This window comes from Bradyrhizobium sp. HKCCYLS3013 (genome assembly GCF_051167615.1).
GTDB lineage: Bacteria > Pseudomonadota > Alphaproteobacteria > Rhizobiales > Xanthobacteraceae > Bradyrhizobium.
In genome coordinates this window covers 64259-86578 of sequence record NZ_JBNPTK010000018.1, presented here as the reverse complement: position 1 = coordinate 86578, position 22320 = coordinate 64259, and the positions used below count along the sequence as shown (strand labels likewise).

Sequence of the window (22320 nt, the reverse complement as noted above, 5' to 3'; positions counted from 1 at the left end):
AGGCAACGACCGTTGGGGACTGAGTTCAGTTCCCGTTCGGTCGATTCCGTTGCGGGGCGCCGCTCACGCCCGGACTGATCGCGAGCGTGGTGCCGGCGGCGCCTCCGGCCTCATAGGCGGCCGTCGACACCATCCGGCTCGTGCTTCGCGCCGACCGCAGCTTCAGATCGAGCTTGTCGAACTCGGCATCGACCACCGAGGTCTTGAGCACGACCAGGCCGCGGCCGGTGGTTTCGTTGGCCTGATCGCGGCTCGCCTTCATTGCCACGAGGCGGTCGGCGATCGACACCACCATGCCGAGGGCGAAGGAGGCATTGGCGAGATGCCGGTCCTGATGCCGGAACCGGCGGTAGTCGGCCGAGGTCTTGTAGCGGCCGAGCTCGGCGCGCACGGCGTTGTCGATCAATTCCGCCAGATAATGCGCAACCTCGACATCTGCGGGGAGGCCGAAGAACACATAGCTCGCCTCGCCGGCCGGGTTCTTCTCGCGCCAGACCCGGCAATCGCAGAAATGCGCGATCGCGCCGATGCAGTCGTCCAGCGGAATGCGCTTCTTGCGATGGGTCTCGTAGACCTTGCGCTCGCACGCCGACACCCGCAGCTCGAGGTCGGACAGCGACAGGTCGTGGCGATCGAGCAGCTCGGCGACCTTGGCGGCCGCGGACAGTGCCTCGTCCTCGGTGCAGCCATTGGCGATGGTTTTCGCGCGCAATGCCTGGATGCGGGCCTTGAGCCTGTCGAGGGCGACAGGATCAGCGGCGGGACGATCGAATGTCTGGCTCACCGGTCAGGCTCCAAAGAAGGCGCGGCAGGATTGCGCCGTGGACACGAGCACCCACCACAGACGCCGACGACCGACGTCGTGTGATCCCTCGTTCTCATCAATGCGCAAAGCGTCGTGCGTCCCAGGCCAGTGACATCGCAGGCGTCATTCATGGTGCAAGTGAGCCGTTGGAGGACCGCAATCGACTTGGCTCGTCATTGGCAGATGGAGCAACCGGGGACATTCGCAGACAGCACTCATCGACTGTATCTCACGGGCCTCGCGCCTTGAAAAGCCTGGCGGGGGGATGCCGAGGACCGGCGTTACGGCCGGGGTTGCAGTGCGCGCAGCGCGAGCGTCCGACGCAGCAAATTGAGACTGGTGGTGAAACGCGGGGTGGTTCCGGCGTGGCGGACGCGCCGGCCCGATGGCACTATTGGTCAGCGAGCACGCGCGCATCCACGGGAGAAGGGAGCATGCGATGAAGCAGATCAAGGGTCCCGCCATCTTTCTCGCCCAGTTCGCCGGAGATACTGCGCCTTTCAATTCGCTGGATTCGATTTGCGGATGGGCGGCCTCGCTCGGCTATGAGGGGGTTCAGATCCCCAGTTGGGACGGCCGGCTCTTCGACCTCCATAGGGCGTCCGAGTCGCGGGACTATGCCGACGAGGTGAAGGGCATTGCGGCGCGCCACGGATTGGCGATCACCGAGCTCTCGACGCATCTCCAAGGCCAGCTCGTTGCCGTTCACCCGGCCTATGATGCGGCCTTCGACGGGTTCGCGGCGCCCGAGGTTCGCGGCAATCCGCAAGCGCGGACCGATTGGGCCATAGATCAGGTCAAGCGGGCGATCCAGGCTTCACGGCGGCTCGGGCTCACCGCGCATGCGACGTTTTCCGGCGCCTTGGCGTGGCCCTACATCTATCCATGGCCGCAGCGTCCACCTGGACTCGTCGAAGCTGCGTTCGACGAACTCGCGCGGCGCTGGCGCCCCATCCTCGACCATGCGGAGGAACATGGGGTCGATCTCGCCTATGAGATCCATCCTGGCGAGGACCTGCACGACGGCGTCTCCTACGAGATGTTCCTGCAGCGGGTGGGCAATCACAAGCGCGCCAATCTGCTGTACGATCCCTCGCACTTCGTTCTGCAGCAGCTCGATTATCTCGCCTACATCGATATCTATCACGAGCGCATCAAGGCGTTTCACGTCAAGGACGCCGAGTTCAATCCGACCGGGCGCCAGGGCGTCTATGGCGGATTCCAGAGCTGGGCCGATCGGGCCGGCCGCTTCCGCTCGCTCGGGGACGGCCAGGTCGATTTCGGCGCGATCTTCTCGAAGCTGACGCAATACGGCTATGGCAGCTGGGCCGTGCTGGAATGGGAGTGCGCCATCAAGCATCCCGAACAGGGTGCGCGCGAGGGCGCCGAGTTCATCAGGAGCCATATCATCGAGGTCACAGAGAAGGCTTTTGATGATTTCGCCGGCTCCGGCACCGACGACATGGCGAACCGCAAGATGCTGGGCCTGTCCTGAGGGAGGAACAGATGGCCATCGACGCAAGCCATGAAGCCGGTCGACAGGCGCGCATCCGGCTGGGAATGGTCGGCGGCGGACAAGGGGCCTTCATCGGCGCCGTCCACCGCATCGCCGCACGCATCGACGACCAGTTCGAGCTGGTGGCCGGCGCGCTCGCATCCGATTCCACCCGCGCCAAGGCCTCGGCCAAGGAGATCGGGCTTACCGACGATCGCGCCTATGGCTCGTTCGAAGAGATGGCCAGGGCCGAAGCGGCGCGCACTGACGGCATCGAGGCGGTCGCGATCGTCACGCCGAACCACGTGCACGCCCCGGTCGCGAAAGCCTTCCTTCAGGCCGGCATCCATGTGATCTGCGACAAGCCGCTGACGACGACCTTGGCCGAGGCCGAAGAGCTGGTGGCCCTAGTCCGATCGACGGGCAAGGTGTTCGTGGTGACGCACAACTACACCGGCTATCCGATGGTGCGGCAGGCGCGGGCGATGGTCGCGAGCGGCGAGCTCGGCGACATCAGGCTGGTGCACGCCGAATATCTCCAGGACTGGCTGACCGAGCGGCTGGAGCAGAGCGATCACAAGCAGGCGGCGTGGCGCACCGACCCCGCCCGCTCCGGCCCGGGCGGCTGCATCGGCGACATCGGGACGCACGCCTACAACCTCGCCTGCTTCGTCAGCGGGCTCGAGCTCGATGAGCTGCTCGCGCAGCTGTCGACCTTCGTCCCGGGGCGTCGTCTCGACGACGACGTTCAGATCCTCCTCAGATGGAAAGGCGGCGCGAGGGGCATGCTGTGGGCGAGCCAAGTGGCGGTCGGTCATGAGAACGGCCTGACCTTGCGCGTCTCCGGCAGCAAGGGCGGCCTCGAATGGGTGCAGGAGAATCCAAACCAGCTCTGGTTCACGCCCTATGGACGCCCCAAGCAGCTTCTGACCCGCGGCGGGGCGGGCACGCTCGGCGCGGCCGCGCGTGTCACCCGACTGCCCTCCGGCCACCCCGAGGGCTATCTCGAAGGCTTTGCCACCATCTACGCCGAGGCCGCCCACGCCATCCGCGCGGCCAGGGTCGGCGAGAAGCCGGATCGCGATGTGCTCTTCCCGACCATCGAGGACGGCCTGGCCGGCGTGAAGTTCATCGATGCAGCCGTCAGATCATCGGCCGCCAAGGGCGCGTGGATCCGGATGAGTTGACGCCGACACGCCGTCCCGAAGCTTCTGGCGTTATAGGCGCTCGAACGCCAGCCGGAAGACTGCAACGGACATCTGCGAACGTTTTGCTGGCGGAGAGGGAGGGATTCGAACCCCCGATAGGCTTGCACCTATGCCGCATTTCGAGTGCGGTGCATTCAACCACTCTGCCACCTCTCCAGGCGCAAATCAGGGGCGAGCCCCCGGGTCGGGCGCCGTTCTAGGGCACGATGCGGGGAGTGACAAGGCAGCCGGTCGAAATTTTCCGGGGGCTCGCGCAGGCGCGCCATTGCGGTCCGCTCGGGGAAGCGGACCGCACGCGGCGGCTGAACGGCTGCACCGCTCGCCCCGCGCTCCGACGGCCCCAGACTGACGCGGGCCGTCGAACCCGATGGTCTGCGCAGCGCCCGTCAGCGGAACAGGTCGAAATGGTAGTTCAAGCCGACCCGCACGGAGTGGATCTTGGCCGCCCGCCAGTCCGGCAGGTCGTCGTGCTTGAGATCTGTGTAGAGATATTCGAGCTTCGCCGACCATTTCGGCTGGAACGCCCATTCGGCGCCAGCGCCCGCGGTCCAGCCCATCTTCATCTTGTGGATCGGCCCGTCCTTCAACTCGCCCGCCGCAAGACCCGCCGTACCATACAGCCACAGGCGCTGGTCGAGCACCGCGATGCCGGCGCGCGCGCGGCCGGAGGTGAGCCAGGGCATGCTGACGGCCGGATCGACGACGTCGCCCTTGCGCGAGAGGCCGGTGAATTCGAGATCGTTCTCGATGCCGACCACGAACATCGGCGAGATCTGGTAGTTGTAGCCGGCCTGCCCGCCGCCGATCACGCCGGACAGCTTGCCGCCATTGCCGCCGGCGGCGTTCGTGAAGGAGTCGTTTCCGGTGAAGGCGCCGCCGACATTGGCGCCGGCATAGAAGCCGGTCCAGGAGAACGGCGCCGGTGCGGCCGCATAGGCCGGCGCCTTGTAGGAAGTCGCCGCCAGGTCCGCCGCCTCTGCCCCGCCGCAGCCCAGCGCCGCCAGCGCCATGGCGGCCATTCCGTATCTCGCGCGTCCGATCATCATGTCCTCACACTCCATCCGGCGCGAGATTGCGCCGTCAAAATCCCACCGCATTTGGGACATTGATTTATAAACCGACTAGTTGGTTTGTAAATAGATCTACGTGATACCGACGGCGATTTCTGCCTGCGGTCGGCGCGGCGGCCGGCGACGGGAGGTCAGGGACAAAGGTGGGACCGCCGTACGCTGACACATACCGGCGGTCCCGTGTCGCTACATCTTGGGGAAACCGACGGAAGAGACGGGGGTCAATCCGGCCGGCCTGAGCGACACCGGCGACCCTGGGCCATCTGCGCGTGCATCGCAATGCGAACCGTTCCTTAACCTAACCAGTCAAGGTTACCGGGTTCCATCCCATCCGACTGGTTGTACGGCGGTTTTCCGCATGTCCTGGCGCCGGGAGACACCCCTGCTGCAGCGCAACATTGCCATCCCGTCAGGCCCTGGCAGACACGGTGCGGCCGCGTCAATGCTCAATCCTTCTTCTTCTTGGCCGCCTTCTTGTCGTCGGCCTTGTCCTCCTTGGACTTGTCGTCCTTGTCCTTGCGGCCGTTCTCCTTGCGGCGGTTGGTGAAGCGGGCATTGCCCAGGCCGGTGCCGATGGTCAGCACGCCCCAGCGCTCGAACTCCTGCATGAACGGCACCTCGGAGAGCCCCTGCACGACGCCGTCATTGTGCATCAGCACCGCAGTGTCGTGGTCGCCGATCATCGGGATCGCCTCGACCAGGCTGGCCGGCAGGTTGAACTTGCTGCTCTCCCAATTGCCCGGCAGGTTCTGCGCGCCCTTTTCGATCGAGCCGTCCTCGTTGATGACGCCGGGACAGGCGATGCCGATGAAAGGCGCAAGCTTGAGGCCCTCGGTGTCAGCCTCCTCGATCAGCCCCTTCAGCATCTTGGCGAGCCGCTTGACCGCACCTTCCCGCGTGGGCTCGTCATCGGCATGGCGCCAGAGATCGGACTTCCACACCGACGCTTTCGACAGATCCGGCGACTTCTTCCAGGCGGTCTCGACGACGCCGCAGCGGATGTTGGTGCCGCCGATGTCGACGGCGAGGATGCTGTCATGGGCCTCGAAGATCCACGACGGCGCCAGATGCAATGCGCCGATCAGGCCGGCATCGTCGGGATGATAGCGGATCGGCTCCAGCTCGACGCCAAAGCCCTCGTCCTTGAGGATGATCTCGGTGCGCGCGATCGCCAGCTCGCCCAGGCGAGAGTCGCGAAAACCGCCGCCGACCACGATGCATTCGGTCTTGGCCCAGGCCTTGGTGCGCAGGAAGCGGCGGGTGACATGGGCAAGCTCCTGGGCGAACTCCTCGATCGCCGAATGCACCACGGCCGAGGCCTCGGTGTCGTCGCCGACCAGGATCGCGTCCAGCGTCTTCTTGCTGATGGTCTCGCTGTCCTCGTCGCCGAACGGGTCCTTGCCGGACTTGCGCAACGGCTTGCGCCAGCGCTCCAGGATCTTGCGGAAGGCGCCCTTGGAGGCGCGGTCGCCGAGGAAGCCGTCCTCGTCCTTGAGCTCGATGTTGAAGCTGTCGATCTCGACCGACGGCAGCCGCGCGGCGCCGTGGCGGGCGATGCCCGTGGTGGTCATGACGTCGTCGGCCATGTGATCCTGCCCTGTTGTACGTTGGGCTCGAACAACGGCGGAGGGAACAGTTGGTTGCGGGTCCGGTGCGCCGGGTCGAGCGAATAGCGGCCGGGGGGGGGGGCCGGGCATCCGTCCGGCCGGCAACCGTCCATTCACCTTGACTCGCCGGCTCACCCCGCTATAAGCGCCCGATCGACCGGCGCGGGCGTTCCTGCGCCGTTTGTCGTTGCGCTCTTTTCGGAGGCGTCAAAGCCTCGGGCGTAACTGCCGGCCCCGATCGGGCCGGACTCCATGAACCATAACGACTGAACAAGAAGCCGACCCGGGGCCATCGCGCTCTGAGGCCGGGATCGAACACGAAGGATGAGAACGATGTTCGCAGTCATCAAAACCGGCGGCAAGCAATACCGCGTCGCCCCGGATGATGTGCTCGAGATTGGCAAGATCGACGGTGAGCCCGGGACGATCGTGCAGCTGAACGAGGTGCTGGTGGTCGGCGGCGATACGCCGGTGCTGGGCATCCCTGCGGTGGCCGGCGCGTCCGTGGCCGTCGAGGTGCTGGACCATAAGCGCGGTCCCAAGGTCATCGCGTTCAAGAAGCGCCGCCGCAAGAATTCCCGCCGCAAGCGCGGCTACCGTGACGAGCTGACCTTGATCCGCGTCTCGGAGATCCTGACCGACAACGCCAAGCCGACCAAGGGCCCACGCCCGAAGAAGGCCAAGGCGGAAGCCCCGGCGGCCGACGCCGCGGAGTAAGCGTGCCGGCGCGCGTCTCGCGCGCCGCACCGGCTTGATCCTCATCGCGCGTGGATTTTTTGTCCGCGCAGGTTGCAAATGTGAATGATCCCTTAGCGGAATCGCGCTAAAGGTGATCGCAAGAGATCGGAGACGAGCGATGGCTCACAAAAAGGCAGGCGGTTCATCCCGCAACGGACGCGACTCCAAGGGCAAGCGCCTCGGCATCAAGGCGTTCGGCGGCGAGCGCGTAATTCCCGGCAACATCATTGCGCGTCAGCGCGGCACGACCTGGCATCCCGGCCTCAACGTCGGCATGGGCACGGATCACACGATCTTCGCGAAAATCGACGGCGTCGTCGAATTCCATGCCCGCGCCAACCGCACGTTCATTTCGGTGCGTCCGGTAGCCGCCGAGGCTGCTGAATAGAATACGGTGGAACGATACGCGTCCGCCGGGTCCTGATGAACCGGCGGAGCGCCAGATGGCTCCAGGGGAGGCGGGACAACCGGCCTCCCCTTTTCATTTTCGCTGATCCCGAAGCGTCGATGGAGCCCGACATGCTGCAGGACATCACCACCCCCACCTTGCGCGAGGCGAGACCTTGCGTCCTCGAGACCCCCCGGCTGACGCTGCGGGCGCCGGTGCTCGCGGACGTGACAGCCATCGCCCGGCTCGCCGACGACCGTGTTATCGCCGAGAATACCCGCCGCCTGCCGCATCCCTATTCGGAGGTCGATGCCGCTCGCTTCGTTCGCGGGCTGGAGCAGACGGGTGAGACCGCCTTCCTGATCGAGCACCTCGACACGCCGATCGGGATGGTCGGGATCAATCGACCAGCAACAGGCCGCGCCGAGCTCGGCTACTGGCTGGGCGTTGCGCATCGGGGCCGCGGCTTCGGCACCGAAGCCGCGCGCGCCGCGATCGACCATTTCTTCGAGACGAGCGAGGACAATGTGCTGATCGGGCACGCCCGCGTCAGCAACCCAGCCTCGCGCAACATCCTCGAAAAGTGCGGCTTCCAATGGACCGGCGTCGAGCTGCACCGCTTCGAGGTGATCGGCTCCTCCGCCCCGGTCGACGCCTTCCGCCTGACCCGGGGGGTCTGGTCGTCGCTGAAGGCCTGGGCCAATGCGGGGCGGCGGATTTAGCCGAGGCGACCGCTCCATCACTCGTGTCGTCCCGGCCTCGAGCCGGGACCCATAGCCACCGAAATCGGTGGTGGGATCACGCTGGAGCCACAGCCTTCTCCACCACAGGCCGCACGGAGTCTGGGTCCCGGCTCAAGGCCGGGACGACGGCGGTGAACGCCGCTACACCGGGGGATTCACCGCACCCTGTCCCTGCCCCAGGCTGCGTTCGCGCAAGTAGATGTACAGCCCCGCGCCGATGATGATGATGGCGCCGATGATGGTCGCCGGGTGCGGCACATCGCCGAACACGACGAAGCCGAACAGCACGGCCCAGACGATCATCGTGTACTGATAAGGCACGACGACCGAAGCCGGGGCCAGCTTCAGCGAGCGGTTGACGCAGAAGAGAGCGGTCACCGAGATGAGACCGGCGGCGGCGAACAGCACCAGGCTGCCGGGTGTCGGCGTCACCCAGCCGAACGAGGACATCGCGGCGCCGAGCAGGAAGGTCCCGACGAACTGCGACGACGCCATCACGATGTCGGGCGTCGAGCGCAGCGAACGCGTGATCAGCATCAGCACCGCGAACGACAGACTGCCGCCGAGCGCGATCAAGGCCGGCAGGCTGAAGGTCTGCGCCGAGGGCCGCAGCGCGATCAGCACGCCGCAGAAGCCGATCAGGATCGCGGTCCAGCGCCGCCAGCCGACATGCTCGCGCAGCACCAGCGCAGACAGCGCGGTGACGAAGATGGGGCCGGCGAGATAGTAGGTGATGACGTCGGCGAGCGGCAGATAGACGGTGGCGAGGAAGAACGCCGCCACCTCCAACGTCGACAGGATCACGCGCACCAGCTGCAGCCAGGGACGCTCGAGCTGCAGGAACGCGGCGCGGTTGCGCCAGATGAACGGTGCGAGCAAGAGCAGGGCCGCACAGGCGCGCAGCCACAGCAGCTGGCCGACGGCATAGGTCGAGACCAGGAACTTGCCCAAGGCATCGCCGAACGAGAACATCGCGATCGACAGCAGCATCAGGCCGATGCCGGCCAGCCGCGCCGAGCGCTCGTCGTTGGCGGTGGAGATTCGGGACAGCACGCTCATGACGAGGCTGCCTTATCAGCCCGACCGCGGTGGCTCCAGCCCTTCCGCCGAAAAGCGTGACGCAGCCCTGCCGCAACCCCTGCGCAACGCTTGTCCAAGTCGTGCGCAGCGCGGCTTTACCGCTCGAAATTAAGGCTTCGGGCCGAATTAAACCCATTCCGCAGTTGCCGTGGGGACCCGCCTCGCCTACGTAGGGCGCATCATGAAATTCCTCGATGAAGCCAAGGTCTATGTGCGCTCCGGCGACGGCGGCAACGGTTGCGTTGCGTTCCGGCGCGAGAAGTTCATCGAGTTCGGTGGGCCGAACGGCGGCAATGGCGGCCGCGGCGGCGACGTGATCATCGAGGCTGTCGATGGACTCAACACCCTGATCGACTACCGCTACCAGCAGCATTTCAAGGCCCAGAAGGGCGAGAACGGCATGGGCAAGGACCGCCATGGCGCCGGCGGCAAGTCCGTGGTGCTCAAGGTTCCCGTCGGCACCCAGATCTTCGACGAGGACCGCGAGACGCTGATCCACGACTTTACCGCGGTCGGCGAACGGTTCGTGCTGGCCGAGGGCGGCAATGGCGGCTTCGGCAACGCGCACTTCAAGTCGCCGACCAACCGGGCGCCGCGCAACGCCAATCCCGGTCAGCCCGGCGAGGAGCGCTGGATCTGGCTGCGCATGAAGCTGATCGCCGATGCCGGCCTGGTCGGGCTGCCGAATGCCGGCAAGTCGACCTTCCTGTCCAAGGTCTCGGCCGCCAAGCCGAAGATCGCCGATTATCCGTTCACCACCCTGCATCCGCAGCTCGGCGTCGTGAATTCCGACGGCCGCGAATTCGTGCTGGCCGACATTCCCGGCCTGATCGAGGGCGCGCATGAGGGCGCGGGCCTCGGCGACCGTTTCCTCGGCCATGTCGAGCGCTGCCGTGTGCTGCTGCATCTGGTCGATGCCACCTGCGAGCACGCCGGCAAGGCCTACAAGACCGTGCGGCACGAGCTCGAGGCCTATGGCGGCGAGCTGACCGACAAGATCGAGATCGTCGCGCTGAACAAGATCGACGCGGTCGACCCGGACGAGCTGAAGAAGCAGAGAGACCGGCTGAAGCGCGCCGCCAAGAAGACGCCGCTGCTGATCTCCGGCGCCACGGGCGAAGGCGTCAAGGAAGCCCTGCGCAAGCTCGCCGACGTCGTTGGGGAGTCGCCGGTCTCCAACAAGGCCAAGAACGCGGTCGAGAATGCTGCGACCGAGGAGCCGTGGGCGGCCCCGGTGCCACCGCAGGGCTGAGGCTCGAACCGAACCTTGCGCTGCGGACTGAGCCCGGCGCATATGTCGCAGCACCAAATTCGTATCTTACCTCTGAAGGACTGCCGACCGGCATTCGCTCAAGGTTGTTTGCAAGCGATCGCCTAGAGATCGGTGCACTCCCTCCCCCCTTGTGGGGGAGGGTTGGGGAGGGGGGTGCCCCGGCGGCGGTCTTGCCGTGTGGACCCCCACCCCCGACCCCTCCCCGCAAAAGGGAGGGGAGCGCACCACCTTTCGTGGCGCCAGCTCCACTCGATCTTGAGAGTCCGCCCATGGCAGCTGACTTGACCGAATTCACCATGGCACCCCGTCTCGAAAATTTCCGCCGCATCGTCGTCAAGGTCGGCTCGTCGCTGCTGGTCGATTCCGAGGCCGGCGAAGTCCGCGCCTCCTGGCTGACGGCGCTGGCCACCGACATCGCCCGGCTGCATGGCCGCGGCTGCGAGCTGCTGGTGGTGTCGTCGGGCTCGATCGCGCTCGGCCGCAGCCGGCTGAAGCTGCCGCGGGGACCATTGAAGCTGGAGGAGAGCCAGGCGGCGGCCGCGGTCGGCCAGATCGCGCTGGCGCGGATCTGGTCGGAGGTGCTCGGCGCCCATGGCATCGGCGCCGGCCAGATCCTGGTGACCCTGCAGGACACCGAGGAGCGCCGCCGCTATCTCAACGCGCGCTCGACGATCGCAAAACTGCTGGAATGGCGCGCGGTGCCTGTCATCAACGAGAACGATACGGTCGCCACCGCCGAAATCCGCTACGGGGACAATGACCGTCTCGCCGCCCGCGTCGCCACCATGGCCAGCGCCGACCTGCTGGTGCTGCTGTCGGACATCGACGGCCTCTACACCGCGCCGCCCGCGCAGGATCCCAACGCCCGGCTGATCCCCGTGGTCGAGAGCATCACCGCCGACATCGAGGCGATGGCCGGCAGCGCGGCATCCGAACTGTCCCGCGGCGGCATGAAGACCAAGATCGAGGCCGCGAAGATCGCGACCACCGGCGGCACCCACATGCTGATCGCCTCCGGCAAGATCGAGCATCCGCTGGCGGCGATCGCCAATGGCGGCCGCTGCACCTGGTTCCTGACCCCGGCCAATCCGGTCACCTCGCGAAAACGCTGGATCGCCGGCTCGCTGGAGCCGAAGGGCACGCTGACGATCGACGCCGGTGCGGTCAACGCCCTGCGCGCCGGCAAGAGCCTGCTGCCCGCCGGCGTGATCAAGGTCGAGGGACAGTTTGCCCGCGGCGACGCGGTGGTGGTGCGCGGGCCCGACACCCACGAGATCGGCCGCGGCCTCATCGCCTACGACGCCGATGACGCCGAGCGCATCAAGGGCCGCTCCTCGCCTGATGTCGCAATCATTCTCGGCGTGTCGGGACGAGCGGAGATGATCCATCGCGACGATCTGGTGATCGGCCCGGCGGGCGTGGGGCCGGCCTAGAGCCCCGCCGCCGACGTTCGCAAATGGCCGCTTTCCGTGCTACTGGAGAGCCTTAATTCAAGGTTGAACCGCCCATGACCGCGCCTCTCAAGGCTATCGACGGCAGCGCCGATCTGCCCCAGCTGATGAACGATCTCGCCAAGCGCGCCCGTGCGGCGGCGCGTGTGCTGTCGCTGGCGCCGGCCGAGCAGAAGAACCGCGCGCTGGAGGCGATGGAGCGGCGGATCCGCGCCCGCGCCGACGCCATCATCGCCGCCAATGCCGAGGACGTCGCCGACGCCAAGGCGGCCGGCATGACCTCGTCCTTCCTTGATCGCCTGACATTGACCCCGGCCCGCGTCGCCGCGATGGCGGACGGCATCGCCGTGGTACGTGGCGTCGCCGATCCGGTCGGCGTGGTCACCGAGAGCTGGCAGCGGCCGAACGGCATGACCATCGAACGCGTGCGGGTGCCGCTGGGCGTGATCGCCGTGATCTTCGAGAGCCGCCCCAACGTCGCGGCCGACGCCGGCGTGCTCTGCCTGAAGTCCGGCAATGCCGTGATCCTGCGCGGCGGCTCGGACTCGTTCCGCTCCTGCCGCGCCATCCATGAATGCCTGGTGGAGGGCCTGCGCGAGGCGGGCCTGCCGGAGGCCGCGATCACGCTGGTGCCGACGCGCGACCGCGCGGCCGTCGGGCTGCTGCTGTCGGGCCTGAACGGCGGTGTCGACGTGATCGTGCCGCGTGGCGGCAAGAGCCTGGTCGCGCGCGTCGAGGCCGAGGCGCGCGTGCCGGTGTTCGCGCATCTCGAAGGCGTGAACCACGTCTATGTCGATGGCGCCGCCGACCTGGAGATGGCCAAGTCGATCGTGCTGAACGCCAAGATGCGCCGCACCGGCGTGTGCGGCGCGGCCGAGACCTTGCTGATCGATCGCGCCTCGCAGGACAAGATCAAGCCGCTGGTCGACCTGCTGATCGGCGCCGGCTGCGAGGTGCGTGGCGACGATGCCGTGCGCGCGGCCGATGTGCGGGTGAAGCCGGCCAGCAACGAGGATTGGGACACCGAATATCTCGACGCCATCATCGCCGCGAGGGTCGTCGACGGCGTCGATGGCGCGATCGCTCACATCCACGCGCATGGCTCGCATCATACCGATGCGATCGTCACCGACGACAATGCGGCCGCCGACAAGTTCCTCAACGAGGTCGACTCGGCGATCGTGCTGCACAACGCCTCGACCCAGTTCGCCGACGGCGGCGAATTTGGTTTTGGCGCCGAGATCGGCATCGCCACGGGCAAATTCCATGCGCGCGGCCCAGTCGGCGTCGAGCAGCTCACCAGCTTCAAATACCGGATCCACGGCACCGGGCAGACGCGGCCATGACGGCCGCATCTTGTGGTTGAGTCGCACGAGCAGCAGGGGGCAGCCGTGACCGACACCACAGCCATGCGCCTTGCGATCCGCCAGGCGCTGCCGCCCTACAGTGACGGCATGCGCATCGGCCTGCTCGGCGGCTCGTTCAATCCGCCGCACCAGGCGCACCGCGCGATCAGCCTGTTCGCGCTGAAGCGGCTGCAGCTCGACCGTGTCTGGTGGCTGGTCACGCCGGGGAATCCGCTCAAGAACAATGGCGGGCTGCATGCGCTGGCCGAACGCGCCGAAGCGGCGCGCAAGGTCGCCGCCGATCCGCGCATCGAGATCAGCTGTCTCGAATCCGTCATCGGCACTCGCTACACTGCCGACACGATCGATTATCTGCGCCGGCGTGCCTCCCGCCTGCGCTTCGTGTGGATCATGGGCGCCGACAATCTCGCGCAGTTCCATCGCTGGCAGAAGTGGCAGCACATCGCGGCCCAGGTGCCGATGGCTGTGGTCGATCGTCCGCCCCGCAGCTTCCGCGCCCTGAACGCGCCCGCCGCACGCGCCCTGGCGCGGTATCGTATACCGGAAGCGCAAGCCAGCCGTCTGGCCGACCGCGCCGCTCCAGCCTGGGTCTACCTCACCGGCCTGAAGCTCAGCCTGTCCTCGACGGGGCTGAGGAACCCGGACGGCAGTTGGAAGTCGTTCTGAATGGCCGCGCATTCCCATCGCGCGCGGCACCGGATATGCATGGAACTTTCCGTCCCCCGCTACGGTCCGAAGCGGGACGGCGTCGACGCTGTCGGGCCGGACGACCGGGGTACTGGATTGTTGAAACCATTAACCCCACATGCCTAGTATGGTCAGCAGGCCGGGTTGGATTCGGCCTGCGATACAGTGAAAGGAATGGTCCCTGACCACATCTGTATTGTCCCAGTCGGCCTTACCCAAGACGAAGGCAACGACGACCAAGTCGGCGACAGCCAAGTCAGCGCGTAAGACGTCGACCCAAGATGCGGCCTTGCAGGCGCAACCCGACGCCGACAAGACCCTGCGCACGATCCTCTCCCGCCTCGAAGACATGAAGGCGGAGGAGACGATCACGATCGATCTTCACGGCAAATCGGCCTATTCCGACTACATGGTCATCACCACGGGCCGCTCGAACCGGCACGTCGGGTCGATCGCGGAAAACGTCGCCAAGGGCCTGAAGGAAGCCGGCACCAAGAAACTCCACATCGAGGGCCTGCCCAATTGCGATTGGGTGCTGATCGATTCCGGCGACGTGATCGTGCACGTGTTCCGACCCGAGGTTCGCGAGTTCTACAATCTCGAGCGATTGTGGACTCAAGGGCCGAACCCGGCCAAGGCGGTCTAGGCGGCCCCACGCCGCGGCGGATGCGAATCGTGGCGCGCACGTGCTAGTCCGTGCGCATGCGCCTGATCGTGGTCGCCATCGGCCGGTTGAAGCAGGGTCCCGAGCGGGAGCTCGCGGAGCGCTACCGCGAGCGTTTCGACGACATCGGCCGAAAGCTCGGCTTTCGCGGCCTCGACATCCATGAAATCCCGGAAAGCCGCGCGCGCGATGCGGCGACACGCATGACCGAGGAGGCCGCCGCGATATCGGCGGCGGTCCCGGACAAGTCCGTGCTCGTCTGCCTCGACGAGCGTGGCCGGAATGTCGACAGCACAACCTTTGCGGGTTATCTTGGGCGCTGGCGGGACGAAGGCATTCCGGCTGCCGTCTTCGCAATCGGCGGCGCCGACGGACTTTCGCCCGATTTGCGGCGCAGAGCCAAGCTCGGGGTTGCGTTTGGCGCCGCCACCTGGCCGCACCAGATCGTCCGCGTCCTGCTGCTCGAGCAGATTTACCGTACTGCTACGATCCTTGCCGGTCACCCCTATCACCGCGCTTGAACAAGGGACGATGGGAGCACAATAAGGACCTCGATGTTCGCTGCGCGGCCCCTCTCCTGCTCCCCAAGACCTGTCCGCGGCGGCCAGTCCTGCCGTGCGTCGCTCATCGCGCTCGTTGTGGTGTTCTCCGGATGTCCGGCGCTGGCGCAGAGCGGACTCCGGCCATCCATCCCCGGTACGGCATCACCGACGCCGGCCACCCCGGAGCAGTTGAAGCAGCGCGAACAGGAGCTCGAGGCCGCCCGCGCGGCCCAGAAGGCCGCCGCTGAGGCCCAGGAGCGGCTGAAGGCCGACATCGCCGCGCTTGGCGAGGATCGCGGCAAGCTCAACCAGCAACTGATCGACGTCGCGGCGCAGGTGCGGAGCGTCGAAGTGCGCGTTGCCGAGGCCGAAACGCGGCTGCGCGGGCTCGACGGCCGCGAGCAGGATCTGCGGACGTCGCTGGAAACGCGGCGGACCGAGATCATCGAGGTTCTTGCCGCACTGCAGCGCGCCGGCCGCCGCACCCCGCCGGCCCTGCTCGTCCGTCCCGAGGATGCGCTGCAATCCCTGCGGACCGCGATGCTGCTGGGCTCGGTGATCCCCGAGATGCGAAGCCGAGCCGAAAAGCTCTCGACCGATCTCGGCGAGCTCGTCGCCATCCGCAAGACGATCGCCAGCGAACGCGACAAGCTCGCCGGCGACCGCGACAGGCTGCGCACCGATCAGACCCGTCTCGCGGCCCTGGTGGAGGAACGCCAGCGCAAGCAGAGCTCGGCCGAAAAGGACATGGAAGCCGAAAGCGCGCGCGCCGCCGTGCTGGCCCAGCAGATCGACTCGCTGCAGGGGCTGATCACGACGATGGAGCTGGACCTCAAGAGCGCGGCCAAGGCTGCGTCGACGGCGAGCCTGCAGGGGGTGCCGGTCAACAGCAAGCCGGACGCGAATGCGCTGCGCAACCCAGGCCGCAAGGCGCCCGCGATCGCGTTCGCCTCGACCAAGGGCATGCTGGCGTTTCCTGTCAACGGCACCAAAATCCGCGAATTTGGCGCATCGGACGGTGCCGGCGGCTCGGATAAAGGCATTTCTTTGGCAACCCGGCCAGGGGCTCAGGTCACAACCCCGTGTGATGGCTGGGTTGTGTATGCGGGTCCCTTCCGTAGCTACGGACAACTCTTGATCCTCAACGCCGGTGGCGGGTATCATGTCCTGATCGCCGGGATGGAGCGCATTTCCGTCAACATCGGGCAGTTTGTTCAGACGGGAGAGCCGGTCGCGATCATGGGTAACAGCTCCCAGGTTGCCTCCATTCTCGCTACCAACGCGAGTCAACCAGTGCTCTATGTCGAGTTCCGTAAGGACGGCACTCCAATCGATCCAGGCCCATGGTGGGCCGCAAATGAAGGCGAAAAGGTACGCGGATGATGCGTAAGACTTCGGTAATTCTCCTGAGCGCGGCCACCGGTGCGGCATTGACCCTGTTCGTCTCGCAACCGCGCGCGGTGTTGATGGGATCGACGGCGCGCGCCGCGACCGCCGATACCTATCGCCAGCTCAACCTGTTCGGCGACGTGTTCGAGCGGGTGCGCAGCGATTATGTCGAGAAGCCCGACGATTCGAAGCTGGTCGAGTCCGCGATCAGCGGCATGCTCTCGGGCCTCGATCCGCATTCGAGCTACATGGATGCGAAGAGCTTCCGCGACATGCAGGTGCAGACCCGCGGCGAGTTCGGCGGCCTTGGCATCGAGGTGACGATGGAAGACGGCCTGATCAAGGTGGTGTCGCCGATCGACGATACGCCGGCCTCGAAGGCAGGCATCCAGGCCAACGACATCATCACCAATCTCGACGACGAAGCCGTGCAGGGCCTGACCCTCAACCAGGCGGTCGAGAAGATGCGCGGCCCGGTCGGCACCAAGATCAAGCTGAAGGTCGTGCGCAAGGGCGCCGACAATCCGCTGGACGTGACGCTGACCCGCGACAACATCCGCGTCCGTTCGGTGCGCTCGCGCACCGAGAGCGACGACATCGCCTATATCCGCATCACCACCTTCAACGAGCAGACCACCGAGGGCCTGAAGAAGAGCATCGCCGACCTGCAGAACCAGATCGGTGACAAGCTGAAGGGCTACATCATCGACCTGCGCAACAACCCGGGCGGCCTGCTCGAGGAGGCGGTCACCGTCTCCGACGCGTTCCTGGAGCGCGGCGAGATCGTCTCGACCCGCGGCCGCAATGCCGAGGAGACGCAGCGCCGCGCGGCACATGCCGGCGACCTCACCAAGGGCAAGCCGGTCATCGTGCTGATCAATGGCGGCTCGGCGTCGGCGTCGGAGATCGTGGCCGGCGCGCTGCAGGACCACAAGCGCGCGACGCTGGTCGGCACCCGCTCGTTCGGCAAGGGCTCGGTGCAGACCATCATCCCACTCGGCGCCGGCAACGGCGCGCTGCGGCTGACCACCGCGCGCTACTACACGCCGTCGGGCAAATCGATCCAGGCCAAGGGCATCGTGCCCGACATCGAGGTGCTGCAGGACGTGCCGGATGAGCTGAAGTCGCGCACCGACACCAAGGGCGAGGCGTCGCTGCGCGGCCATCTCAAGAACGACGGCGACGAGAAGACCGGCTCGCAGTCCTACGTGCCGCCGGACACCAAGGACGACAAGGCGCTCAAAATGGCTGCCGACCTGCTCCATGGCATCAAGAACAGCGCCAACACCCCGGCGCCGACCGAAAAGGCCGCGGCCGACAAGCCGGCCAAGGCGGCGAACTGAGGCCGCCGCCGGAGCGGCGGCCGAGAGACGCGAAGTGGGTTTGAAGGGCGGCCTCCAGGCCGCCCTTTGTTTTTTGGACGGCTTCTCGTTTGCGGCTCCGCCGATCTACGGGCTTTCGGACACTGGCCCTGCGTCCGAATCCCTGCCGTGGTATCGTCGACCCGATTGATTCGGGAATTTCGATGACAGAGACGGCCGACGAACTGAGCGCCCCGCTCGGACAGACGGAAAAGCGTCGCAGGCGCCGCGTTCGGCTTCCCTTCACGGCCCTGCAGGCCCTTGCGATGCTGCTGGGGCTGTTCCTGGTCGCGTTTGCCGGCTTTGCGATGTTCAACGACAATCCACTCGGTGGCGAGCCGATCGCCCGCGTCGCGATCAACGAGGGCGCAAAGCCCGCCGACGACAAGGCTGCCGCCAAGCCGGATGGCAAGCCAGACGCAAAGGCCGACCACGGCGCGGCCCCCGCGGCCAAGCAGGAGGGCGGCGAGCGCAAGACGGTCACCATCATCGACGGCTCCAGCGGCGCCCGCCAGGAGGTCGCGATCGGTGCCGGTGGCGAGACGGCAGAGCCTGGATCGGCCACGCCGGCTGCGAGCCAGATGCCCGGCGTCGACCCGCGGCTGCTGGAGAAGTCGCGCTACGGCATGATCCCAGTGATGGCCGACGGGCTGAAACCGTTCACCGCCTATGCGGCCGAGGCCGACCGCGCCAAGGCGGCGCGCATGCCGGCCGTCGCGATCGTGATCGGCGGTCTCGGCGTCGGCGCCGCCAAGACGGCGGACGCGATCATGAAGCTGCCGCCCGCGGTCACCCTGGCCTTCACGCCCTATGGCTCCGATCCGACCAAACTCGCCGAGCGCGCCCGGGCGCAGCGCCACGAGATCCTGCTGCAGGTCCCGATGGAGCCCTACGACTATCCCGACAACGATCCGGGTCCGCAGACGCTGCTCGCCACACTCGGACCGGACCAGAACATCGACCGGTTGTTCTGGCACATGAGCCGGCTGCAGGGTTACGTCGGCATCGGCAACTTCATGGGTGCGCGCTTCGTCGCAACGGAAGCGGCGATGCAGCCGATCGTGAACGAGGCCGCCAAGCGCGGCCTGGCCCTGTTCGACGATGGCGCAGCCCCGCGCAGCGTGGCGGCGTCACTCGCCACGGGGCTCGCGATGCCGTTCGCGAAGGGCGACGTCACCATCGACGCGGTGCCGACCCCGGTCGAGATCGACAATGCGCTCGCCAAGCTCGAAAGCCTGGCCAAGGAACGTGGCGTCGCCGTCGGGACCGCCTCGGCGCTGCCAGTCTCGATCGACCGCATCGCCACCTGGATCAAGGGGCTCGACCGCAAGGGCATTCTGCTGGTGCCATTGACAACCGCGATGCTGAAATCAAAATCGAACTGAACGAACGTGCGCCGGCCCGACTGGCGACGTGACAGCGTGAGGCCTGCGCAGCGAGGCGCAGGGTCCCCGCAGGAAGGCCGAGACCGGAATGACGCGCTACGAGGACCTGCCTTACCGCACCTGCGTCGGCATTATGCTGATCAATTCGGAGGGGCTGGTTTTCATCGGTCGCCGCGCCGGCGGGATCGAGCATGTCGACGACACCCATGTCTGGCAGATGCCGCAGGGCGGCGTCGATCCCGGCGAGGATGCCTGGGAGGCGGCCAAGCGCGAGCTGTATGAAGAGACCAGCGTGCGCTCCGTCGAGAAGCTGGCCGAGGTCGGCGACTGGCTGACCTACGACATTCCGCGCACGGTCGCGGGCCGCGCCTGGAAGGGGCGCTATCGCGGCCAGCGCCAGAAATGGTTCGCGCTGCGCTTCACCGGATCCGATGCCGAGATCGACGTCGAGCGGCCCGGCGGCGGCCACCACAAGGCGGAATTCGTCAGCTGGCGCTGGGAGCCGATGAAGAACCTGCCGGGGCTGATCGTGCCCTTCAAGCGACCGGTCTATGAGCGCGTGGTCAAGGAATTCGCTCCGCTCGCCGGCGATTGAATCACGACCCGCGCCCTCGACGCGATACCCGACATCCGCTAGTCCGCATCTGCGCGCGGGCTGCAGGGAATCTCTGCAGATGCGTCGCGACGATGCCGCCATGGTGCGCTGCTATGCGAACGACAGCTCATGGATTCGAGGATGACCGAGACCAGACCCTATCGTCCGAACGTCGGGATCGCCCTGCTCAATGCCGAAGGGCTCGTGTTCCTCGGACGACGCTTCCGCGACGACGGACCGGAGATCGTCCTTCCCGGCCTCGAATGGCAGATGCCGCAGGGCGGCGTCGACCCCGGCGAGGATCTGCAGGCGGCGGCGCGGCGCGAGCTGTGGGAGGAGACCGGCATCCGCGACGCCGATATCCTGGCCGAGACCGACTGGCTGACCTACGAATTTCCGCCATTCGAGGATCCCAACCACCGGCTCGCGCGCTTTCGCGGCCAGCGCCAGAAGTGGTTCGCGATGCGCTTCACCGGCCGGGAGGCCGACATCGATCCGGTGACGCCGCGCAACGGCCAGCCGGCCGAGTTCGACGCCTGGCGCTGGGAGCAGCTCGCGCGCGTGCCGGACTTGGTGGTGCCGTTCCGCCGCGAGGTCTATCGTGCGGTGGCGGAGGCCTTTGCGCATCTCACCGAAGCTGGCGACTGATCCACGTCGAAGAGTGAGGCTCTGCGTCATTCCGATCTCGCGCTCAGCGCGCCTCGGAACAGCGATGTCGAGAGAGTTCGCCGGCTCAATTGTCCTCGACCGTGAACGGCCCGATCGCAATCACCCGGCAGTCGCTGTCGCGCGTGGCGCAGTCGGCCAGCGCGCCGCCGATCGCCGTCTCCTCACGGTCGCCATTGAGGCTGAAGCCGGGGTGGCCGGCCGTTCCGACCGCGACTGCATTCCAGCCCGACGTCGCGGCCTCAAGGCGCCGCGCCACCTCCTCGCGCGCCTCCGGGGCGATCGCCTGATGGATGGCCGCGTGGAAGAAGCCGGTGGCTTTCATCACGGTCGGTATCGGCACCACGAAGGCATCGTCGAGCGCAACGATGATGCAGGCGGTTCCCGCCTGAGCGCCGCAGGCTTCCAGATTGCGCCGAACCACGTCGTCGACGAGGTCGCCGCCGACGCTGTAGAAGAACTGGCCACCGGGCCCGAGCGCGATCGCCTTGGTCCGTCGCGCCGTCCCGTAGTTCGCTTCGAGCCGGGCGCGGCCGGTATCACGCACCAGCGGCATCTCGGCCGCGCTGAAGGCGCGTTCGGTCAGCGGGTCGTGGCGCACCCAGGGCTGCGGCGGCAACGGCGGCTTGCTGTGCACGTAGACGACATTGTCACCAACGGCGTAGAGCTCGCATTTGCGCGGTCCGTTCGCGTTGTCCGCGCGCTGCTGGCACTGCTCCAGCGCGGCCGACTTCGCCGCGTCGTCGCTCGCCTGCCCGGTGACGTAGGCGCTGACGCCGTTGATCGTGGTCGCGAACGCCTTGTGCTCGGGCGCCGGCACGTAGTCGCGCGCCAGCGCAATGCGAGTCCGCTCGCTCACGAACGGCACGGCTTCAGGTGCAAACTTCTCGGCAGCGACAGAGGATGAAGGCGAGGGCGACTGTTGCGGCTGCGGCGAGTCGGCCGGCCGCATGGCGACGGACGACTGCGTCGGCGCGGGGGATGGAGATGAAGACGGGACCGAGGACGGCGAAGCCGGCGTGGCCGACAGCCGGGCCAACGCTTCCGCCGCCGCCTTGGCGGCATCGCGCTGCGCGGGATGCGGATCGCGATAATCCAGGTAGAGCTCGGTCCCGACCCCGACCGCGCCGAGCGCAACCAGGGCCGCCGTAATTCGCCAGATCATGCGGAGCCCGCCGCCGCGGGCGGCTTTCTTTTCTTCCGGCGGCGCGTAGGTGCCGTCCTCGCGGCGCATCGCCACGCGAAAGGCGTGCACCGGGGTGGGGATGTTCTTGACCTCCCGCGCGCCCATGTCGGCGAACTGCACCGACAGCTTGTTGGCAACCTGCTCATGGACGGCGCGCGAGATGCAGATGCCGCCGACGTCGGCGAGGCCCTCGAGGCGCGCTGCAATGTTGACGCCGTCGCCGAGCAGATCGCCGTCGCGCTCGACGACGTCGCCGATGGTGATGCCGATGCGATAGCTCATCTGCCGGCTCGGCGGATAGGCCATGTTGCGCGTGCGCAGGCTCTCCTGGATGTCGATCGCGCAACGCACCGCTTCGACCGCGCTGGGGAATTCCGCGAGCACCGCATCGCCGGCGGTGTTGAAGATGCGGCCGCCGGCGCGCGCGATGAAGTCGTCAACGACCTCGCGATAGGCCGCCAGTCGCCGTAGCGTTTCTTCTTCATCCTCCGCGACCAGGCGTGAATAGCCGGCGATATCGGCGGCGAAAATCGCCGCGATCTTGCGTTTCAAGACGATCTGTCCTGCCATGTCACCGCGCCCGCTGGATCGGCCGGGAGCATGCCGTCAGATCGGTGAGC

The 22320-nt window shown here is 66.9% G+C and carries 21 protein-coding genes and 1 tRNA gene; 16 read left to right on the top strand and 6 right to left on the bottom strand.

What is annotated here, in order from left to right; all coding sequences use genetic code 11:
• Nucleotides 1-25: 25 nt before the first annotated feature.
• A complete protein-coding gene (locus ACQR1F_RS26770) occupies nucleotides 26-784 on the bottom strand; it encodes a DUF7168 domain-containing protein (protein ID WP_434914156.1) in 759 nt (252 codons plus the stop codon).
• A 460-nt stretch (nucleotides 785-1244) separates the two neighbouring features.
• Here ACQR1F_RS26770 and ACQR1F_RS26765 point away from each other — a divergent pair, with 460 nt between their 5' ends.
• Both ACQR1F_RS26765 and ACQR1F_RS26760 read left to right on the top strand, forming a co-directional pair.
• Entirely contained in the window at nucleotides 1245-2300 is a 1056-nt protein-coding gene (locus tag ACQR1F_RS26765; RefSeq protein WP_434914155.1) for a sugar phosphate isomerase/epimerase family protein, read from the top strand.
• An 11-nt stretch (nucleotides 2301-2311) separates the two neighbouring features.
• Entirely contained in the window at nucleotides 2312-3487 is a 1176-nt protein-coding gene (locus ACQR1F_RS26760; protein WP_434914154.1) for a Gfo/Idh/MocA family protein, read from the top strand.
• An 87-nt stretch (nucleotides 3488-3574) separates the two neighbouring features.
• On the opposite strand, the gene ACQR1F_RS26755 is transcribed toward ACQR1F_RS26760, so the two are convergent.
• The 3 genes from ACQR1F_RS26755 to ACQR1F_RS26745 form a co-directional block, all read right to left on the bottom strand.
• Nucleotides 3575-3664 (bottom strand) — tRNA-Ser (locus ACQR1F_RS26755).
• A gap of 230 nt (nucleotides 3665-3894) precedes the next feature.
• Nucleotides 3895-4551 (bottom strand): outer membrane protein, encoded by a 657-nt coding sequence (locus ACQR1F_RS26750; protein ID WP_410053173.1) that lies wholly within the window; start codon nucleotides 4549-4551, stop codon nucleotides 3895-3897.
• A gap of 473 nt (nucleotides 4552-5024) precedes the next feature.
• Nucleotides 5025-6164, bottom strand: a complete 1140-nt coding sequence (locus ACQR1F_RS26745; protein WP_316180353.1) for an ROK family protein — start codon at nucleotides 6162-6164, stop codon at nucleotides 5025-5027.
• Between the two features lie 354 nt (nucleotides 6165-6518).
• Between ACQR1F_RS26745 and rplU the strand changes: the two genes are divergently transcribed.
• The 3 genes from rplU (at nucleotide 6519) to ACQR1F_RS26730 (ending at nucleotide 8033) form a co-directional block, all read left to right on the top strand.
• Entirely contained in the window at nucleotides 6519-6902 is a 384-nt protein-coding gene (gene rplU / locus ACQR1F_RS26740; protein ID WP_035648644.1) for a 50S ribosomal protein L21, read from the top strand.
• A 139-nt stretch (nucleotides 6903-7041) separates the two neighbouring features.
• A complete protein-coding gene (gene rpmA, locus ACQR1F_RS26735; protein WP_315715952.1) occupies nucleotides 7042-7311 on the top strand; it encodes a 50S ribosomal protein L27 in 270 nt (89 codons plus the stop codon).
• Nucleotides 7312-7442: 131 nt separating this feature from the next.
• Nucleotides 7443-8033 (top strand): GNAT family N-acetyltransferase, encoded by a 591-nt coding sequence (locus ACQR1F_RS26730; RefSeq protein WP_434888017.1) that lies wholly within the window; start codon nucleotides 7443-7445, stop codon nucleotides 8031-8033.
• Nucleotides 8034-8195: 162 nt separating this feature from the next.
• Here the strand turns inward: ACQR1F_RS26730 and ACQR1F_RS26725 are convergent, their stop codons facing one another.
• A complete protein-coding gene (locus ACQR1F_RS26725) occupies nucleotides 8196-9113 on the bottom strand; it encodes a DMT family transporter (RefSeq protein WP_315800680.1) in 918 nt (305 codons plus the stop codon).
• Between the two features lie 202 nt (nucleotides 9114-9315).
• Here ACQR1F_RS26725 and obgE point away from each other — a divergent pair, with 202 nt between their 5' ends.
• From obgE to ACQR1F_RS26670, 11 genes are all read left to right on the top strand, one after another.
• Nucleotides 9316-10386: a GTPase ObgE gene (obgE, locus tag ACQR1F_RS26720; RefSeq protein WP_315800681.1), complete on the top strand. Its 1071-nt coding sequence runs from the start codon at nucleotides 9316-9318 to the stop codon at nucleotides 10384-10386.
• A gap of 317 nt (nucleotides 10387-10703) precedes the next feature.
• Nucleotides 10704-11840, top strand: a complete 1137-nt coding sequence (gene proB / locus ACQR1F_RS26715) for a glutamate 5-kinase (RefSeq protein WP_316238615.1) — start codon at nucleotides 10704-10706, stop codon at nucleotides 11838-11840.
• A 74-nt stretch (nucleotides 11841-11914) separates the two neighbouring features.
• Nucleotides 11915-13204 (top strand): glutamate-5-semialdehyde dehydrogenase, encoded by a 1290-nt coding sequence (locus ACQR1F_RS26710; protein WP_316180345.1) that lies wholly within the window; start codon nucleotides 11915-11917, stop codon nucleotides 13202-13204.
• Nucleotides 13205-13267: 63 nt separating this feature from the next.
• Nucleotides 13268-13891: a nicotinate-nucleotide adenylyltransferase gene (locus ACQR1F_RS26705; RefSeq protein WP_315800924.1), complete on the top strand. Its 624-nt coding sequence runs from the start codon at nucleotides 13268-13270 to the stop codon at nucleotides 13889-13891.
• A 310-nt stretch (nucleotides 13892-14201) separates the two neighbouring features.
• Nucleotides 14202-14558 carry a ribosome silencing factor gene (rsfS, locus tag ACQR1F_RS26700; RefSeq protein ID WP_316180344.1) on the top strand — a complete coding sequence of 119 codons (357 nt, stop codon included), beginning with the start codon at nucleotides 14202-14204 and terminating at the stop codon, nucleotides 14556-14558.
• A 56-nt stretch (nucleotides 14559-14614) separates the two neighbouring features.
• On the top strand, nucleotides 14615-15097 hold the full coding sequence (gene rlmH / locus ACQR1F_RS26695) for a 23S rRNA (pseudouridine(1915)-N(3))-methyltransferase RlmH (RefSeq protein WP_315800684.1): 483 nt from the start codon (nucleotides 14615-14617) through the stop codon (nucleotides 15095-15097).
• Between the two features lie 33 nt (nucleotides 15098-15130).
• On the top strand, nucleotides 15131-16501 hold the full coding sequence (locus tag ACQR1F_RS26690; protein ID WP_316180342.1) for a murein hydrolase activator EnvC family protein: 1371 nt from the start codon (nucleotides 15131-15133) through the stop codon (nucleotides 16499-16501).
• Nucleotides 16498-17850: a S41 family peptidase gene (locus tag ACQR1F_RS26685; protein ID WP_315715943.1), complete on the top strand. Its 1353-nt coding sequence runs from the start codon at nucleotides 16498-16500 to the stop codon at nucleotides 17848-17850. Before ACQR1F_RS26690 ends, ACQR1F_RS26685 begins: the two co-directional genes overlap by 4 nt.
• 182 nt (nucleotides 17851-18032) lie before the next feature.
• The gene (locus ACQR1F_RS26680; protein ID WP_434914153.1) at nucleotides 18033-19253 is read left to right on the top strand and encodes a divergent polysaccharide deacetylase family protein; all 1221 of its coding nucleotides are present in this window, start codon (nucleotides 18033-18035) and stop codon (nucleotides 19251-19253) included.
• A gap of 88 nt (nucleotides 19254-19341) precedes the next feature.
• On the top strand, nucleotides 19342-19848 hold the full coding sequence (locus ACQR1F_RS26675; protein WP_316215527.1) for an RNA pyrophosphohydrolase: 507 nt from the start codon (nucleotides 19342-19344) through the stop codon (nucleotides 19846-19848).
• A gap of 141 nt (nucleotides 19849-19989) precedes the next feature.
• Nucleotides 19990-20496: an RNA pyrophosphohydrolase gene (locus tag ACQR1F_RS26670; protein WP_316180337.1), complete on the top strand. Its 507-nt coding sequence runs from the start codon at nucleotides 19990-19992 to the stop codon at nucleotides 20494-20496.
• Nucleotides 20497-20581: 85 nt separating this feature from the next.
• Here the strand turns inward: ACQR1F_RS26670 and ACQR1F_RS26665 are convergent, their stop codons facing one another.
• Entirely contained in the window at nucleotides 20582-22270 is a 1689-nt protein-coding gene (locus tag ACQR1F_RS26665) for an adenylate/guanylate cyclase domain-containing protein (RefSeq protein WP_434914152.1), read from the bottom strand.
• Nucleotides 22271-22320 lie beyond the last annotated feature (50 nt).

Coding starts and splice junctions, on each gene's coding strand:
- ACQR1F_RS26680 (WP_434914153.1), top strand. CDS start 18,033: ATGACAGAGACGGCCGACGAACTGAGCGCCCCGCTCGGACAGACGGAA.
- ACQR1F_RS26675 (WP_316215527.1), top strand. CDS start 19,342: ATGACGCGCTACGAGGACCTGCCTTACCGCACCTGCGTCGGCATTATG.
- ACQR1F_RS26765 (WP_434914155.1), top strand. CDS start 1,245: ATGAAGCAGATCAAGGGTCCCGCCATCTTTCTCGCCCAGTTCGCCGGA.
- rplU (WP_035648644.1), top strand. CDS start 6,519: ATGTTCGCAGTCATCAAAACCGGCGGCAAGCAATACCGCGTCGCCCCG.
- ACQR1F_RS26750 (WP_410053173.1), bottom strand. CDS start 4,551: ATGATCGGACGCGCGAGATACGGAATGGCCGCCATGGCGCTGGCGGCG.
- ACQR1F_RS26705 (WP_315800924.1), top strand. CDS start 13,268: ATGCGCCTTGCGATCCGCCAGGCGCTGCCGCCCTACAGTGACGGCATG.
- rpmA (WP_315715952.1), top strand. CDS start 7,042: ATGGCTCACAAAAAGGCAGGCGGTTCATCCCGCAACGGACGCGACTCC.
- rlmH (WP_315800684.1), top strand. CDS start 14,615: ATGCGCCTGATCGTGGTCGCCATCGGCCGGTTGAAGCAGGGTCCCGAG.
- ACQR1F_RS26745 (WP_316180353.1), bottom strand. CDS start 6,164: ATGGCCGACGACGTCATGACCACCACGGGCATCGCCCGCCACGGCGCC.
- ACQR1F_RS26710 (WP_316180345.1), top strand. CDS start 11,915: ATGACCGCGCCTCTCAAGGCTATCGACGGCAGCGCCGATCTGCCCCAG.
- obgE (WP_315800681.1), top strand. CDS start 9,316: ATGAAATTCCTCGATGAAGCCAAGGTCTATGTGCGCTCCGGCGACGGC.
- ACQR1F_RS26670 (WP_316180337.1), top strand. CDS start 19,990: ATGACCGAGACCAGACCCTATCGTCCGAACGTCGGGATCGCCCTGCTC.
- ACQR1F_RS26725 (WP_315800680.1), bottom strand. CDS start 9,113: ATGAGCGTGCTGTCCCGAATCTCCACCGCCAACGACGAGCGCTCGGCG.
- ACQR1F_RS26760 (WP_434914154.1), top strand. CDS start 2,312: ATGGCCATCGACGCAAGCCATGAAGCCGGTCGACAGGCGCGCATCCGG.
- ACQR1F_RS26690 (WP_316180342.1), top strand. CDS start 15,131: ATGTTCGCTGCGCGGCCCCTCTCCTGCTCCCCAAGACCTGTCCGCGGC.
- ACQR1F_RS26685 (WP_315715943.1), top strand. CDS start 16,498: ATGATGCGTAAGACTTCGGTAATTCTCCTGAGCGCGGCCACCGGTGCG.
- proB (WP_316238615.1), top strand. CDS start 10,704: ATGGCACCCCGTCTCGAAAATTTCCGCCGCATCGTCGTCAAGGTCGGC.
- ACQR1F_RS26665 (WP_434914152.1), bottom strand. CDS start 22,270: ATGGCAGGACAGATCGTCTTGAAACGCAAGATCGCGGCGATTTTCGCC.
- ACQR1F_RS26730 (WP_434888017.1), top strand. CDS start 7,443: ATGCTGCAGGACATCACCACCCCCACCTTGCGCGAGGCGAGACCTTGC.